This window comes from Enterobacter sp. H2G27 (assembly GCF_054403075.1).
The window spans coordinates 4,168,421-4,185,190 of sequence record NZ_JBSVSI010000001.1 but is presented as its reverse complement, the minus strand read 5'-3'; the positions used below and the strand labels follow the sequence as shown (position 1 = coordinate 4,185,190).

Sequence of the window (16,770 nt, the reverse complement as noted above, 5' to 3'; positions counted from 1 at the left end):
AAATGTGAGGAGAGTTAAATTTTTCGATCCATCTTCAGCCTTCGATGGGGTCGACGTCCAGCACCCACTTCACTTTTCGCGCTTCGGGCAGGGTGTTAATCAGCACCAGCGCGCCGCTGACGATATGCTGAAGACGAATACGCGAAGGGTGCTGGAGCAAAATCTGCCATCGGAAACGGCCACCGCGTTTTGGCGCGAGGGCGGGCACCGGGCCCAAAATCCACAGCTGATTATCCACCAGCGGGCTGGCCTGCAGAAGGTTTCTCAGCTGCTGCAGGAAAAGTGGCGCCTGCTGGTTGTTATGATCTTCCGCGCGGATGATGACGTGACTGGTCCACGGCGGTAGCTGCATAGTCTGGCGCTCGGCCAGCGCTTGCTCGGCAAAGGCGTCATAGCCTTTGTGCAGCAAGGTTTGCAGCAGCGGGTGCTCCGGGTGGTGCGTTTGCAACACCACTTCGCCCTGTTTACCGGCGCGTCCTGCACGTCCGGCTACCTGGGTATAAAGCTGGGCGAAGCGCTCGGCTGAACGAAAATCTGCCGAGAACAGCGCGCCGTCCACGTCCAGCAGGGCGACCAGCGTCACGTCCGGAAAATGGTGACCTTTAGCCAGCATCTGGGTACCAATCAGGATGCGCGCGCCACCGCGATGCACTTCCGCCAGCTGCTGTTCGAGCGCGCCTTTGCGGCTGGTGGTGTCCCGGTCGATACGCGAAATCGGCACGGCCGGGAAGAAGGGACCAAGCGCCTGTTCAAGCTGTTCCGTTCCCAGACCGACCGGCACAATATGCGTTGAACCACATGACGGACACTGGCGCGGCACCGGACGCTGGCTGTCGCAGTGGTGGCAGCGCAAATGCCGCTGGGCCTGATGGAAGGTATAGTAGTGGTCGCAGCGCGGGCATTCGGCAATCCAGCCGCAGTCGTGGCACAGCAGGGCAGGGGCGAATCCGCGGCGGTTCAGAAACAAAATGACCTGATTCCCCGCCTGCAAATGCTGGCGCATGCGGGTAATCAGCGCGGGCGCTAGCCCCGCCTGAACCTGCTGACCTTTCAGATCCAGCACGTGCTGAATGGCCGGACGGGCATTCCCCGCCCGACGCGTCAGGCGAAGCATGTGGTATTTACGCTGGCGCACGTTGTGCAGCGTTTCGAGCGCCGGCGTGGCGGAACCGAGAATAATGGGAATTTGCTCGCTGTGCGCGCGATAGACCGCCAGATCGCGGGCATGGTAGCGCCAGCCTTCCTGCTGTTTATAGGAGCTGTCGTGCTCTTCGTCGATCACGATAACGCCAAGATTTTTAAACGGCGTAAACAGCGATGAACGGGTGCCGATCACAATCGCCGCTTCGCCGTTTTTCGCTTTCAGCCAGGCGCTGAGGCGTTCGCTGTCGTTCAGGCCGGAGTGCAGCACCTCAACCGGCGCGTTAAAGCGTTCGCGAAATCGGGCGATGGTTTGCGGCGTCAGGCCAATTTCCGGCACCATCACCAGCGCCTGTTTCCCCTGAGCGAGCACGTTTTCCAGCACGCTCAGGTAGACTTCGGTCTTGCCGGAACCGGTGACCCCCGCCAGCAGCCAGGCAGAGAAACGATCGGAGGCGCTATGAATCGCGCCTACAGCGGTGGCCTGTTCGGTATTCAGACGCAGGCGATCCCCTGAAACGGAGAAACTCTCCCGCCAGTCGTTCAGAGCAGGCGCTTCGCTGGCCAGTTCGCTTAGCCCTTTCTTTCTTAATGCCTGTAGCGCCGTTTCGCTGACCTCAAGCTCGTCGACCTGATGCCGCCAGATTTTCCCCTGACGCAGCGCCGCCAGCGCCTGCTGCTGCTTCTGCGAGCGCTTCAGATTGTTGATGTCGACGGCCTGGCCTTCCTCCGTGGCAAACCAGTACCACATTGGCGCATGGCTGGCGCTCTTGCCCTGACGCAGCATAATTGGCAGAGCGTGGAACAGGACGTCGCCGATCGGGTGATGATAATAATCCGCTGCCCACAGCAGCAGTCGCCATATGCTGGTGGAGTAAACCGGCTCGCTGTCCAGCACCTCAACGACTGATTTCAGCTCATTAAGCGGTAGCTCGCTTTTATCGCTGACGCAGACGACGATCCCCACGCGCTGCTGTTTGCCAAACGGCACGGTCACGCGGCAGCCCGCTTTGGCGCTCATGCTGTCGGGCAGCAGATAGTCAAAGGTGCGGGGAAGCGGAACGGGCAGGGCAACGTGAGCGACGGGCATCGAATCTTCCTGACTTGAAAAGTGGCGCGTTAGTATACACATTAGTAAAAGCGGCGTGCGGATCAGTTTGCATACGTTGGTCAAATTCTGTATGATTCGCCGCCTTTGGTGTACTTTACGCCAAAGAACTTACAATCAACATCGCGTGGTGTCTGGCGTTAGGGCTGGAAGAGCGACGCGGCCTTAACTGAGGTTCTCCCATGAAAAAAGATATTCACCCGAAATACGAAATGATTACTGCAAACTGTTCTTGCGGTAACTCTATCCAGATCCGCTCTACCGTGGGTCACGATCTGAACCTGGACGTGTGCGGCAAATGCCACCCGTTCTACACTGGTAAGCAGCGTGACGTTGCAACCGGTGGCCGTGTTGACCGCTTCAACAAGCGTTTCAGCATCCCGGGCGCTAAATAAGTTTCCCGAAAAAAAGGCACCGCAAGGTGCCTTTTTTGTATCCGCTTCTCAGTATTCCCACGTCTCCGGGTCAATACCCAGTTCACGCATGATCACCTTCGCCTCTTCCGGGATTTCATCACTACGCTCTTTGCGCAGATCTTCATCGTTCGGCAACGGTTGACCGGTAAACGCATGCAGAAACGCTTCGCACAGCAGTTCGCTGTTGGTCGCGTGGCGCAGGTTGTTCACCTGACGACGCGTACGTTCATCGGTGAGGATCTTCAACACCTTCAGAGGAATGGAAACCGTAATTTTCTTTACTTGCTCACTCTTCTTACCGTGCTCAGCGTATGGGCTGATATATTCGCCGCTCCATTCAGCCATGAGATACCTTTAATCCTCTCAGTCATTTATCTAAAGGTGCAAAACCTGTAACCACCCGTTTTGAACCGCAATCTTGTCTAGTTTACCGTAGAGACGATACCGTGGCACGGATATTGCCGCTGCAGCGTGCACTAAAGCATATAATTTTAACGGCTATTTGCGCATTGCTCAATCTATACGCAAAGAAGTTTAGATGTCCAGATGTATTGACGTCCATACTTTCAATGTTTACTCTGGTGCCTGACTTTTCACCTCATTCGCCAGGAAGCCCTCACCATGACGCGTAAACAGGCCACTATTGCAGTGCGTAGCGGATTAAATGATGACGAGCAGTACGGCTGCGTTGTCCCGCCGATTCATCTTTCCAGTACCTACAACTTCACCGGATTTAATGAACCCCGCGCGCATGACTACTCGCGTCGTGGCAACCCTACGCGTGACGTGACCCAGCGCGCGCTTGCGGAACTGGAAGGGGGCGCAGGGGCAGTATTAACCAATACCGGGATGTCCGCCATTCACCTGGTGACCACCGTGTTCCTGAAACCGGGCGATCTGCTGGTTGCCCCACACGATTGCTACGGCGGCAGCTATCGCCTGTTTGATAGCCTGGCAAAACGCGGCTGCTATCGCGTGCTGTTTGTCGATCAAAACGACGAACAGGCGCTGAAACAGGCTCTGGCAGAGAAACCAAAGCTGGTTCTGGTGGAAAGTCCAAGCAATCCATTGTTGCGCGTTGTCGATATTGCGAAAATTTGTCAGCTCGCAAGGGATGCGGGAGCGATAAGTGTAGTGGATAATACGTTCCTCAGTCCGGCCCTTCAGAACCCACTCGCACTGGGTGCCGATCTGGTATTGCATTCATGCACTAAATATCTGAACGGCCATTCTGACGTAGTGGCAGGCGTGGTAATTGCCAAAGATCCGGATGTTGTCACCGAACTGGCATGGTGGGCCAATAACATTGGCGTCACCGCGGGCGCCTTCGACAGCTATCTGCTGTTGCGCGGCATCCGCACGCTTTCGCCGCGCATGGACGTGGCGCAGCGCAATGCCCAGGCGATTGTCGATTTCCTGAAAACCCAGCCGCTGGTGAAAAAGCTTTATCACCCGTCGCTGCCGGAAAATCAGGGGCATGAGATTGCCGCGCGCCAGCAGAAAGGGTTTGGCGCGATGTTAAGTTTTGAACTGGATGGTGACGAGCAAACGCTGCGTCGCTTCCTGAGCGGGCTGTCATTGTTTACGCTGGCGGAATCCTTAGGTGGGGTTGAAAGCTTGATCTCCCACGCCGCAACCATGACGCACGCAGGTATGGCACCGGAAGCACGTGCCGCCGCCGGGATTTCTGAGACGCTGCTGCGTATCTCAACCGGCATTGAAGATTCTGAAGATTTAATTGCCGATCTGGAAAATGGCTTCCGGATCGCAGCCAAGGGGTAATCATGAGTGTGATAGCGCAGGCAGGGGCGAAGGGTCGTCAGCTGCACAAGTTTGGTGGTAGTAGTCTTGCTGATGTGAAATGTTACCTGCGCGTTGCAGGGATCATGACGGAATATTCACAGCCGGGTGACATGATGGTTGTCTCGGCAGCGGGCAGCACCACCAACCAGTTGATTAGCTGGCTGAAACTGAGCCAGACCGATCGCCTTTCTGCGCATCAGGTGCAACAGTCCTTACGTCGTTACCAGAGCGAGCTGATTGCCGGCCTGCTGCCTGCGGACGTGGCGGACGGGCTGATCGGCGCCTTCACCCATGACCTTGAGCGTCTGGCTGCCATGCTGGACAGCGGTATTACCGATGCGGTGTATGCCGAAGTGGTGGGCCACGGTGAAGTGTGGTCCGCACGCCTCATGGCCGCCGTGCTGCAACACCTGGGCGTGGAAGCGGCCTGGCTCGACGCGCGTGATTTCCTGCGCGCCGAACGCGCCGCGCAGCCGCAGGTGGATGAAGGGTTGTCCTACCCGCTGCTGCAACAGCTGCTGGTGCAGCACCCGGGCAAACGTATTGTCGTCACCGGCTTTATCAGCCGCAGCAACGCGGGCGAAACCGTGCTGCTGGGCCGTAACGGATCGGACTACTCGGCAACGCAGATTGGTGCCCTGGCGGGCGTGTCCCGCGTCACCATCTGGAGCGACGTGGCCGGTGTTTACAGCGCGGACCCGCGTAAAGTTAAGGATGCCTGCCTGCTGCCGCTGCTGCGCCTGGATGAAGCCAGTGAACTGGCGCGTCTGGCTGCGCCGGTACTGCACGCGCGCACGCTGCAGCCGGTTTCCGGCAGCGATATCGACCTCCAGCTGCGCTGCAGTTACACCCCGGATCAAGGCTCCACGCGCATTGAGCGCGTGCTGGCGTCCGGTACCGGGGCTCGTATTGTCACCAGCCATGACGACATCTGCCTGATTGAGTTCCAGGTGCCTGCGGGGCAGGACTTCAAGCTGGCGCATAAAGAGATCGACACGATCCTGAAACGTGCTCAGGTGCGTCCGCTGGCCGTGGGTGTTCACAATGACCGCCAGCTGCTGCAGTTCTGCTATACCGCAGAAGTGGCGGACAGCGCGCTGAAAATTCTGGATGAAGCAGGCCTGCCGGGCGAACTTCGCCTGCGTCAGGGGCTGGCGCTGGTGGCGATGGTGGGCGCGGGCGTCACCCGTAACCCGCTGCACTGCCACCGCTTCTGGCAGCAGCTGAAAGGGCAGCCGGTGGAGTTCACCTGGCAGTCGGAAGAGGGCATCAGCCTGGTTGCCGTTCTGCGCAAAGGGCCAACCGAAAGCCTGATTCAGGGTCTGCATACCTCCCTGTTCCGCGCGGAAAAACGCATCGGCCTGGTGCTGTTCGGGAAAGGTAATATCGGTTCCCGCTGGCTTGAGCTGTTTGCCCGCGAACAGGTGACGCTCTCGGCGCGTACCGGGTTTGAATTTATTCTTGCGGGCGTGGTAGACAGTCGCCGCAGCCTGCTGAACTACGAAGGGCTGGACGCCAGCCGCGCGCTTGCCTTCTTTAACGATGAAGCGGTTGAGCAGGATGAAGAGTCGCTGTTCCTGTGGATGCGCGCGCACCCGTATGACGATCTGGTGGTGCTGGACGTTACCGCCAGCGAACAGCTTGCCGATCAGTACCTTGATTTCGCCAGCCACGGTTTCCACGTCATCAGCGCCAACAAGCTGGCGGGGGCGAGCAGCACCGATAAATACCGTCAGATCCACGACGCGTTTGAAAAAACTGGCCGTCACTGGCTGTATAACGCCACCGTGGGCGCGGGCCTGCCGGTTAACCACACCGTGCGTGACCTGATTGAAAGCGGCGACAGCATTCTGGCGCTGAGCGGTATCTTCTCCGGCACGCTCTCCTGGCTGTTCCTGCAGTTTGACGGCACCGTACCGTTCACCGACCTGGTGGATCAGGCGTGGCAGCAGGGCTTAACGGAACCCGATCCGCGCGTTGACCTTTCCGGTAAAGACGTGATGCGTAAGCTGGTAATCCTGGCGCGTGAAGCTGGTTACGACATCGAACCGGATTCCGTACGCGTCGAATCACTGGTGCCTGCCGGCTGTGAAGAAGGTTCTGTGGACCATTTCTTTGAAAATGGTGAAGAGCTTAACGAGCAGATGGTTCAGCGTCTGGAAGCGGCGAACGAGATGGGGCTGGTACTGCGCTATGTGGCGCGTTTTGAGGCTAACGGAAAAGCGCGAGTCGGCGTCGAGGCGGTGCGTCCTGAGCATCCGCTGGCGGCGCTGCTGCCGTGCGATAACGTCTTCGCCATCGAAAGCCGCTGGTATCGCGATAACCCGCTGGTGATCCGCGGTCCTGGCGCCGGGCGCGATGTCACCGCAGGAGCCATTCAGTCCGACATCAACCGTCTGGCTAAGCTGCTGTAACTCGTCACCCTGGCCCTCTCCCCGCATAGGGGGAGAGGGCACCAGTCAGGACAGATTAAACCAAACGGTTTTTCGCATCCGCTATCGCCTGCGCCACCTGCTTAGGCGACACGCCGCCTTTCGCGGCACGTTTATCCAGGCAAGACTGCAGCGCAAGAATCGGATACACATCATCCCCGATAACCGCGCTGAACTTCTGCAGGTCGGCCAGCGCCAAATCTTCCAGCGGTTTACCCTGACGAATAGCTTCCACTACCGCTTCACCCACGATATGGTGCGCTTCACGGAAAGGTACGCCTTTCGCCACCAGATAATCCGCCAGCTCGGTAGAGTTCGCATAGCCCTGCTGCGCCGCTTCCTGGCAGCGCGGACGTTTCACCTGAATGCCGTCCAGCACCAGCGCGCCCATATGCAGACAGTCCAGCCAGGTGTCGAGCGCGTCGAACAGTCCTTCTTTGTCTTCCTGCATGTCTTTGTTATACGCCAGCGGCAGCCCTTTCAGGGTCATCATCATGCCGGTCAGCGCGCCCTGCACGCGGCCACATTTACCCCTAATTAGCTCAAGCGCGTCCGGGTTTTTCTTCTGCGGCATCAGGGATGAGCCTGAGGTCACGCGGTCGGACAGCTCGACGAAGCCCGCTTCGCCAGAGTTAAAGAAGATCAGGTCTTCGGCAAAACGCGACAGGTGCACCATCCCGATCGAGGCATTGGAAAGTAGCTCCAGCACGTGGTCGCGGTCAGACACGCTGTCCAGGCTGTTACGGGTGGCGGAGGCAAAGCCCAGCCAGCCTGCCAGCTGTTCACGGTCGATTTCGTAAGCGGTACCGGCCAGCGCGCCGCTGCCCAGCGGGCTGACGTCCAGACGTTTAAGGGTGTCCTGCAGACGGCTTTCATCACGCGCCAGCATCTCGACGTAGGCCAGACACCAGTGCGCAAAGGTCACCGGCTGGGCGCGCTGCAGGTGAGTATAACCCGGCATCACCGCGTCCTGGTTGTTCTGCGCGGTCTCCACCAGTGCGCTCTGCAGCTGACGATTAGCCGCCAGCAGTTCGCCAACGGTATCTTTACACCACAGCTTCAGATCGGTGGCGACCTGGTCGTTACGGCTGCGTCCGGTGTGCAGCTTTTTGCCCAGTTGGCCGACTTTGTCGATAAGTTTGCCTTCCACCCAGCTGTGAATATCTTCAGCATCGCTTTCGAGGATCTGCTGCGGGTTAAGACGCACCTCTTCCAGCAGATTGTTCAGCGCTTCTTCCAGCTGTAATTGTTCGTCTGCGGTCAGTACGCCAACCGTCACCAGCGCTTTGGACCAGGCCACAGAGCCGACAATATCCTGTTCGGCCAGGCGGTAGTCGAAGCGCAAAGAGTCGTTGAACTGTTTGAACCGCTGATCCGCTGCCTGTGTAAAACGCCCACCCCAAAGTGCCATAACATGCTTCCTTAATATCTTTGAATTTCATTGCCCGGTGGCGCTGCGCTTACCGGGCCTACAAAACGTTAAATCGATTACGCCAGAATACGCGTGCCAATCGGCGTACCGTTGAACAGCGCAGGCAGTTGTTCAGCGTGACGCCAGGAGGCGATATCCACCGGGCGGCCCAGCGTGCGTGCGGCATCCAGCGCGGCGTTCACTTTGACGATCATGCCGTCGGTAATAATGCCTTGGGCAATCAGCTGCTCGGCTTTCTCAGCCGTCATTTCCGCAATGCGCTGGCCTTTGCCGTCCAGAATGCCGCTCACGTCGGAGAGAAGGATCAGATCCGCGCCCAGCGTTGCCGCGAGCGCGGTTGCTGCCTGGTCAGCGTTGACGTTCATCAGCTCGCCCTCTTCGGTCACGCCGATTGAGCTCACCACCGGCAGGAAACCCCCTTCCAGCAGCGTATTAATCAGCTTAGGCGAACCAGGCTGCGCCAGTCCAACGTGGCCGAGCTCTTCGTCGAGCTGGGTCACTTTTACGCTGTCGCCATCGCCCAGATAGAGGCCAACGGACGCGATGTGGTGTTTCTTCGCCCACGCCAGCAGCGTTTTGTTCGCCGTACCCGCCAGCGCGCCGGTAATGATGTCAATCTGGTCAGCAGGCGTCACGCGCAGGCCGTTTTTCTTTTTCACCGGCAGGTTGAGCCCTTTCATCAGCTCATCCACCACGCAGCCGCCGCCGTGCACAATCACCAGCGGACGTTGATGTGACTCGCGATAGTTCACCAGCGCGGTAAACAGACGCTCCAGCGCTTCTTCGCTATCCAGCAGTACACCACCGAGTTTGATAATTAATGGGTTCATCATCACACCTTAAATAAGAGCCTGCGTTTCCGGGAAACCGAAACGAATATTTGCACACTGCATTGCCTGTGCGGCAGCGCCTTTCAGTAAGTTATCTTCTGCGGCCACCACGATGAGATGCTCACCCTGAACGGCAAAGCCGATATCGCAGAACGGCAGACCGACCACGTTTTTCAGCGCCGGCACGCCTTTGTCGTACAGGCGCACCAGCGGTTTGTCCGCATACGCCTGCGTGAAGGCCTCGTTCACCTGCTCTTTGGTCACGCCCGGTTTCAGGCGGCAGGTGATGGTTTCGAGGATCCCACGCGGGAAGCTGCCCAGGTGCGGGGTGAAAATGACGTCCGCGCCCAGATGCGTCGTGATTTCAGGGTGATGACGGTGATTAAACACGCCATACGGCTGAAGGCTCACTTCGCAGAAGCTGTTGGAGATCGCCGCCTTGCGGCCTGCACCGCTCACGCCGCTGGTGGCGTTAATCACCGGCCACTGGCTCAGATCCAGCAGGCCTGCGTCGATCAGCGGCTTCAGGGAAAGCTGCGCTGCAGTCGGGTAGCAGCCCGGAACGGCAATCAGGTCAGCTTCTTTCAGTTTGTCAGCGCTCCACTCCGCCAGGCCGTACACCGCTTTTTCCAGCAGATCCGGATGCTGATGGGTGAAACCGTAATATTTTTCGTAGAACGCGCCGTCGTTAACGCGGAACGCGCCGGAGAGGTCGAAGACCACGCAGCCAGCCGCCAGGAACTGCGGCGCCAGGTCGTGGCTGACCTCGTGCGCGGTGGCTAAAAACACCACGTCGACGCCGTCGGTAAACTCGCTGATGTCAGACATGGGCTGCAGCGGCAGATCGACCTGGCCCTTAAGCTGCGGATGCAAATCGGAAATTAACTTTCCTGCATCATTGCTTTGCGCTGACACGGTCAAAGCGGTTATGGTCATATGTGGATGGCGATTCACGTAGCTTACAAGCTCTGCGCCCGCATAACCGCTAGCGCCTACAATCAGCGTATTCAACATCGGGTTCCTTTATGCTCAACGTTAATGTATTTTTATTCACATTTATTGCATGAATATTGATACTATCACGACCTAAGGTGTGTCAACAATGAAAATGAACTTACCGCCATTTATCGAGATCTACCGCGCCCTGATTGCCACACCGTCCATCAGCGCAACGGAAGAAGCGCTGGATCAGAGCAATGAGACTTTAATCAATCTGCTGGCGGGTTGGTTTAGCGATCTTGGGTTTAACGTTGAGGTTCAGCCCGTTCCCGGAACCCGCCACAAATTTAACCTGCTCGCCAGCACCGGAACCGGTGCGGGCGGCCTGCTGCTGGCCGGTCATACCGACACCGTGCCGTTTGACGATGGCCGCTGGACGCGCGATCCGTTCACCCTGACCGAGCATGACAACAAGCTCTACGGTTTGGGCACCGCCGACATGAAAGGCTTCTTCGCCTTTATCCTCGACGCGCTGCGTGACGTGGACGTGACGAAGCTGAAAAAACCGCTCTACATTCTGGCGACCGCTGATGAAGAAACCAGCATGGCTGGCGCGCGCTACTTCTCTGAAAACACGTCGATTCGCCCGGATTGCGCGATCATCGGCGAGCCGACGTCGTTGCAACCGATTCGCGCGCACAAAGGCCATATCTCTACGGCCGTGCGCGTGCTCGGCCAGTCCGGCCACTCCAGCGACCCGGCGCGCGGCGTGAACGCCATTGAGCTGATGCATGACGCCATCGGGCGCATCATGGCCCTGCGCGACGATCTGAAAGAGCGCTATCACTATGACGCGTTCACCGTGCCGTATCCGACCCTGAACCTCGGCAGCCTGCACGGCGGCGATGCCTCGAACCGTATATGCGCCTGCTGCGAACTGCATATGGACATCCGCCCGCTGCCGGGTATGACCCTCAGCGATCTCGACGGCCTGCTGAATGAGGCGCTGGCCCCGGTGAGCGAGCGCTGGCCGGGCCGCCTGACGGTCTCCGAACTGCATCCGCCGATCCCGGGTTACGAATGCCCGCCGGACCATCAGCTGGTTGAGGTGGTGGAAAAGCTGCTCGGTGAGAAAACCGACGTGGTGAACTACTGCACCGAAGCGCCGTTTATTCAGACGCTTTGCCCTACGCTGGTCCTTGGCCCCGGCTCCATCAACCAGGCGCACCAGCCGGATGAATATCTGGAAACCCGCTTCATCAAGCCAACCCGCGAACTGATTACACAGGTTGTGCATCACTTCTGCTGGCATTAAAACCGCACCGTACACCCCATAGGGAGAAGACTGCCTGGTGCGGTCTTTTCCCCTTTACCCAAAGGGCAGTAAGGTCCTGGGCAGGGGATGTCTCACTCCCCATCATGAACTTTCTTCATCTTGTCTGAGCAAACCTCACCGTTATTGTTGATTATTTATGTTGACGTCCCTCTGCTTTTCCGTCATTTTTACATCTGGACGTCTAAACGTATAGAAGTTCACAAGACAACAGACAACGACATGTGATTGATAGAGGTAAGGTATGAGCTTTTTTCACGCCAACCAGCGGGAAGCACTGAATCAGAGCCTGGCCGAAGTAAACGGTCAGATTAACGTCTCTTTTGAATTTTTCCCGCCGCGCACCAGTGAAATGGAGCAAACCCTGTGGAGCTCTATCGATCGTCTCAGCAGCCTGAAGCCGAAGTTCGTTTCCGTGACTTACGGCGCTAACTCCGGCGAGCGCGATCGTACGCACAGCATTATCAAAGGCATCAAAGATCGTACCGGTCTGGAAGCGGCGCCGCACCTCACCTGTATCGACGCGACCCGCGACGAGTTACGGGCTATCGCCCAGGATTACTGGAATAACGGCATCCGTCATATTGTCGCACTGCGCGGTGATCTGCCGCCGGGCAGCGGTAAGCCGGACATGTATGCCGCCGATCTGGTCGCGCTGCTGAAAGACGTGGCTGATTTTGATATCTCCGTTGCCGCTTATCCTGAGGTGCATCCGGAAGCGAAAAGCGCCCAGGCCGATCTGCTTAACCTCAAGCGTAAAGTGGACGCCGGCGCGAATCGCGCCATTACCCAGTTCTTCTTCGATGTCGAAAGCTATCTGCGCTTCCGTGACCGCTGCGTCTCCGCGGGCATCGACGTTGAAATTATCCCAGGTATTCTGCCGGTCTCTAACTTCAAGCAGGCGAAGAAATTCGCTGATATGACCAATGTCCGCATTCCGCTGTGGATGTCCAAAATGTACGAAGGGCTGGACGATGACCCGGAAACCCGCAAGCTGGTGGGGGCTAATATCGCGATGGACATGGTGAAAATTTTAAGCCGTGAAGGAGTGAAAGATTTCCACTTCTACACGCTAAACCGTGCGGAGATGAGCTACGCCATCTGCCACACTCTGGGCGTTCGCCCCGCGTAAAACACCAAAAGCCCTCTTAAATTGAGGGCTTTTTAACAGGGGAAAAAGTTAAAAGGTATCAGCTATCGAATCTGTGGATTAATTCAACTATAACTTATTGCTAGTGGTGTATATCGTAACGGTAACACTGTAAAAGGGAGCATAGCGATGAGCACGTCAGACGAGACCAATAAAGCGGCATCAGTCGGCAAATGCCCGTTCCACCAGGGCGGCGTCGATCACAGCGCGGGCGCAGGTACAGGCAGCCGCGACTGGTGGCCAAAACAACTCCGCATCGATCTTCTTAACCAACATTCCAATCGTTCGAACCCGCTGGGTGAAGACTTCGACTACCGCAAAGAATTCAGCAAACTTGATTACTCCGCCCTTAAAGGCGACCTCAAAGCACTCTTAACCGACTCTCAACCGTGGTGGCCTGCCGACTGGGGCAGCTATGCGGGCCTGTTTATCCGTATGGCCTGGCACGGCGCGGGTACCTATCGCTCCGTTGACGGGCGCGGTGGGGCTGGACGCGGTCAACAGCGCTTTGCGCCGCTGAACTCCTGGCCGGATAACGTAAGCCTGGATAAGGCGCGCCGTCTGCTGTGGCCCATCAAGAAAAAATACGGTCAAAAAATTTCCTGGGCTGACCTGTTTATCCTCGCGGGTAACGTGGCGCTGGAAAACTCGGGTTTCCGCACCTTTGGTTTTGGTGCCGGACGTGAAGACGTCTGGGAACCGGATCTGGACGTGAACTGGGGTGATGAGAAAGCCTGGCTGACCCACCGTGACCCGGAAGCGCTGGCGAAGCGTCCGCTGGCTGCCACCGAAATGGGCCTGATCTACGTCAATCCGGAAGGGCCAAACGCCAGCGGCGAACCGCTGTCAGCGGCGGCAGCGATTCGCGCCACCTTTGGCAACATGGGTATGAACGACGAAGAGACCGTGGCGCTGATTGCAGGCGGCCATACCCTCGGCAAAACCCACGGCGCGGGTGAAGCCACCCACGTGGGTACTGACCCGGAAGCCTCTCCGATTGAAGCGCAGGGCCTCGGCTGGGCGAGCACGCACGGTACGGGCGTGGGCGCTGATGCCATTACCTCCGGTCTGGAAGTCATCTGGTCACAAACTCCGACCCAGTGGAGCAACTACTTCTTCGAGAACCTGTTTAAATTCGAATGGGTGCAGACCCGCAGCCCGGCGGGAGCGATTCAGTTTGAAGCCGTGGATGCGCCGGAAATCATGCCTGACCCGTTCGACCCGTCCAAAAAACGTAAGCCAACGATGCTGGTTACCGACCTGACGCTGCGTTTTGACCCGGAATTCGAAAAGATTTCCCGCCGTTTCCTGAACGACCCGCAGGCCTTTAACGAAGCCTTCGCGCGCGCGTGGTTCAAACTGACCCACCGCGATATGGGACCAAAATCGCGTTACCTCGGCCCGGAAGTGCCGAAAGAAGATCTGATCTGGCAGGACCCGCTGCCGGAGGCGGTATTCAATCCGACCAAAGAGGACATTGAAAGCCTGAAGGCGGAAATTGCGGCCTCTGGCCTCTCTGTGAGCGAGCTGGTTTCTGTGGCCTGGGCGTCGGCATCGACCTTCCGCGGTGGCGATAAGCGTGGCGGCGCCAACGGTGCGCGTCTGGCGCTTGCTCCTCAGCGTGACTGGGACGTGAACGCCGCAGCGGTTCGTGCGCTGCCGGCTCTGGAGGCTATCCAGCGCACCACCAACAAAGCCTCTCTGGCCGATATTATCGTGCTGGCGGGCGTGGTAGGCGTTGAGCAGGCCGCAAAAGCGGCGGGCGTTTACGTCAACGTTCCGTTTACGCCGGGACGCGTGGATGCGCGTCAGGATCAGACGGATATCGAGATGTTTAACCTGCTCGAACCGGTTGCTGATGGCTTCCGCAACTACCGTGCGCAGGTGGATGTGTCCACGACGGAATCCCTGCTGATTGATAAAGCCCAACAGCTGACGCTGACCGCACCGGAGCTGACGGTGCTGATCGGCGGCCTGCGCGTGCTGGGTGCCAACTTTGATGGCAGTAAGAACGGCGTGTTCACCAACCGCGAAGGCGTGCTGAGCAATGATTTCTTCGTGAACCTGCTGGACATGAATACCCAGTGGAAGGCGACCGACGAATCAAATGAGCTGTTTGCCGGAAGCGATCGCGTCAGCGGTGAAGTGAAATATACCGCCACCCGCGCCGATCTGGTCTTCGGTTCAAACGCCGTGCTGCGCGCGCTGGCCGAGGTTTATGCCAGTGATGATGCACACGAGAAGTTTGTCCGCGACTTCGTTGCAGCATGGGCGAGGGTAATGGATCTGGACCGGTTTGACGTGAAGTAACCCTTGTGCCGGGTGGCGGCTACGCCTTACCCGGCCTACGGGCAAAAAAATCCCCGCCGATGCGGGGATTTTTATTCATGCCAGTTACTCCCACTCCTGCAGGAACCGCTGCCCATATTGGTCAGCCACCAGCAGCGCCGCGTAAACCTGATCCGGCGACACGCCGCCAGGCATATTGTGGATGGTTTCTCCTTCCGCACAGGACGCCTCTGCGATCAGCCGCATTTTGGCCGGAATATCTTCTTTAATATTTAGCTGTGCCAGCGTAATCGGCAGCCCAACGCTGTGGCAAAGCGCCGCGACGGCCTCTATTTCTTCTACCGGCGCGTTTTCCAGCACCAGCTGCGTCAGCGTACCAAACGCCACTTTTTCACCGTGATAGAAGTGGTGCGCGTCCGGTACCGCCGTCATACCGTTATGAATAGCGTGTGCCGCCGCCAGTCCGCCGCTTTCAAATCCTACGCCGCTAAGATAGGTGTTGGCTTCGATAATGCGTTCCAGCGCCGGTGTTACTACATGCTGTTCCGCTGCAAGCATGGCTTTTTCACCCTCTTCAATCAGCGTGTTGTAGCACAGCTCGGCCAGCGCGAGCGCAGCCTGCGTACATTTGCCGCCCGCCATGGTGGTCGCACCGCTGCGCGAGCAGGCGCGTGCTTCAAACCAGGTCGCCAGCGCATCGCCAATCCCGGCGGCCAGCAGACGTGCCGGCGCACCTGCTACCACTTTGGTATCCACAATGACCATGTTCGGGTTGTGCGGCAGCATCAGGTAGCGATCGAACTCGCCGCTGTCGGTGTAGATAACGGAAAGGGCGCTGCACGGCGCATCGGTGGAGGCAATAGTCGGTGCAATGGCGACGGGCACGTCCATAAAGTGAGCCAGCGCTTTGGCGGTATCCAGCGTTTTACCGCCGCCGATGCCCAGGACTGCCAGGCAGTCGGCGCCGTCGGCCAGTTTTTTCAGCCGATCGATTTCATTTTGTGAACACTCGCCGCCAAATGGCGCTATTTCGGCATAGAGTTCCGCATTTTTAAAACTCTGACGCAGGGTCTCTTCGGCAAAACCCAGCACAAATTTATCACCGACAACCAGCCAGCGATTGGCCAGGGGTTTCAAATAGTCGCCGAGACGGGTAAGCACATCAGCGCCCTGGATATATTTTCCCGGCGATTGAATGATACGGTCCATAACAGTTCTCCCTTAGAGATTGAGGTTACCAAACGCGTTTTTCCAGTCTTGCTCGAACTTCTCTACGGCTGACTCTACCGCCGGTGTGCCGAGCATATGTTGCGCTACGTCTAAGGGAAGCGTGATTGCCTCGCATCCCGCCAACAGGCAGTCCAGCGCCTGACGCGGCGTTTTGAAGCTGGCGGCCAGCACTTTGCTTTCCGGCGCGTGCAGTTCCAGTAGGGATTGCAGCTCCTGGACCATGCGAATGCCGTCACCGCCCTGAGCGTCAACGCGGTTTACGTACGGCGCGACATACTTCGCGCCTGCCAGTGCGGCAAGCAAGCCCTGCGCCGCGCTGTAAACGGCGGTTCCCAGCGTGGTTATCCCCTCTTTTTTCAATGCTTTAATCGCGATGAGCCCCTGAGCCGTCACCGGGATTTTCACCACAATTTCCGGGATGGCGTTACTTAAACGTTTGGCTTCCTCCACCATGCCTTCTGCGTCGCGGCTCATGGTTTGAGCAAACAACGTGCCTTCTGGCCCGATGGCTTTTTGCAGGCGCGGCAGCACGTCCCAAATGGATTCACGGCTGGCGGCAATGATGCTCGGATTGGTGGTGACGCCCGCTATGGGAAAAATGCGCGCCAGGCGTTCAACTTCCGCCACGTTGGCGGTATCCAGGTACAGTTCCATCACTCTTCCTCGTT

13 protein-coding genes are annotated in these 16,770 nt (G+C 57.9%); 6 read left to right on the top strand and 7 right to left on the bottom strand.

Annotation, left to right across the window (positions count from 1 at the left end; all coding sequences use genetic code 11):
- Window positions 1–34: 34 nt before the first annotated feature.
- Window positions 35–2,230, bottom strand: a complete 2,196-nt coding sequence (gene priA, locus ACW9E7_RS19925; protein ID WP_367896976.1) for a primosomal protein N' — start codon at window positions 2,228–2,230, stop codon at window positions 35–37.
- A gap of 200 nt (window positions 2,231–2,430) precedes the next feature.
- Between priA and rpmE the strand changes: the two genes are divergently transcribed.
- A complete protein-coding gene (rpmE, locus tag ACW9E7_RS19920; protein WP_003862040.1) occupies window positions 2,431–2,643 on the top strand; it encodes a 50S ribosomal protein L31 in 213 nt (70 codons plus the stop codon).
- A 48-nt stretch (window positions 2,644–2,691) separates the two neighbouring features.
- Here rpmE and metJ read toward each other — a convergent pair whose 3' ends face one another.
- Complete coding sequence (gene metJ / locus ACW9E7_RS19915; RefSeq protein WP_015966498.1) at window positions 2,692–3,009, bottom strand: met regulon transcriptional regulator MetJ; 318 nt, start codon at window positions 3,007–3,009, stop codon at window positions 2,692–2,694.
- Window positions 3,010–3,285: 276 nt separating this feature from the next.
- Between metJ and metB the strand changes: the two genes are divergently transcribed.
- The gene (gene metB / locus ACW9E7_RS19910) at window positions 3,286–4,446 is read left to right on the top strand and encodes a cystathionine gamma-synthase (RefSeq protein ID WP_045909121.1); all 1,161 of its coding nucleotides are present in this window, start codon (window positions 3,286–3,288) and stop codon (window positions 4,444–4,446) included.
- A 2-nt stretch (window positions 4,447–4,448) separates the two neighbouring features.
- The gene (locus ACW9E7_RS19905; RefSeq protein ID WP_133295346.1) at window positions 4,449–6,881 is read left to right on the top strand and encodes a bifunctional aspartate kinase/homoserine dehydrogenase II; all 2,433 of its coding nucleotides are present in this window, start codon (window positions 4,449–4,451) and stop codon (window positions 6,879–6,881) included.
- Window positions 6,882–6,936: 55 nt separating this feature from the next.
- Here ACW9E7_RS19905 and argH read toward each other — a convergent pair whose 3' ends face one another.
- The 3 genes from argH to argC form a co-directional block, all read right to left on the bottom strand.
- The gene (gene argH / locus ACW9E7_RS19900) at window positions 6,937–8,310 is read right to left on the bottom strand and encodes an argininosuccinate lyase (protein WP_039264229.1); all 1,374 of its coding nucleotides are present in this window, start codon (window positions 8,308–8,310) and stop codon (window positions 6,937–6,939) included.
- Window positions 8,311–8,387: 77 nt separating this feature from the next.
- Window positions 8,388–9,164, bottom strand: coding sequence for an acetylglutamate kinase (argB, locus tag ACW9E7_RS19895; protein WP_090420882.1), 777 nt, complete (start codon window positions 9,162–9,164; stop codon window positions 8,388–8,390).
- 6 nt (window positions 9,165–9,170) lie between these two features.
- Window positions 9,171–10,175 (bottom strand): N-acetyl-gamma-glutamyl-phosphate reductase, encoded by a 1,005-nt coding sequence (gene argC / locus ACW9E7_RS19890; RefSeq protein WP_111963965.1) that lies wholly within the window; start codon window positions 10,173–10,175, stop codon window positions 9,171–9,173.
- Between the two features lie 88 nt (window positions 10,176–10,263).
- Here argC and argE point away from each other — a divergent pair, with 88 nt between their 5' ends.
- From argE to katG, 3 genes are all read left to right on the top strand, one after another.
- On the top strand, window positions 10,264–11,415 hold the full coding sequence (gene argE, locus ACW9E7_RS19885) for an acetylornithine deacetylase (RefSeq protein ID WP_136196033.1): 1,152 nt from the start codon (window positions 10,264–10,266) through the stop codon (window positions 11,413–11,415).
- 262 nt (window positions 11,416–11,677) lie between these two features.
- Window positions 11,678–12,565 (top strand): methylenetetrahydrofolate reductase, encoded by an 888-nt coding sequence (metF, locus tag ACW9E7_RS19880; protein WP_023309676.1) that lies wholly within the window; start codon window positions 11,678–11,680, stop codon window positions 12,563–12,565.
- Between the two features lie 147 nt (window positions 12,566–12,712).
- Window positions 12,713–14,893 carry a catalase/peroxidase HPI gene (gene katG, locus ACW9E7_RS19875; RefSeq protein WP_136196032.1) on the top strand — a complete coding sequence of 727 codons (2,181 nt, stop codon included), beginning with the start codon at window positions 12,713–12,715 and terminating at the stop codon, window positions 14,891–14,893.
- Window positions 14,894–14,977: 84 nt separating this feature from the next.
- Here katG and gldA read toward each other — a convergent pair whose 3' ends face one another.
- On the bottom strand, window positions 14,978–16,081 hold the full coding sequence (gene gldA, locus ACW9E7_RS19870) for a bifunctional L-1,2-propanediol dehydrogenase/glycerol dehydrogenase (RefSeq protein ID WP_136196031.1): 1,104 nt from the start codon (window positions 16,079–16,081) through the stop codon (window positions 14,978–14,980).
- A gap of 12 nt (window positions 16,082–16,093) precedes the next feature.
- Window positions 16,094–16,756, bottom strand: coding sequence for a fructose-6-phosphate aldolase (gene fsa, locus ACW9E7_RS19865; RefSeq protein ID WP_133295342.1), 663 nt, complete (start codon window positions 16,754–16,756; stop codon window positions 16,094–16,096).
- Between the last annotated feature and the right edge of the window lie 14 nt (window positions 16,757–16,770).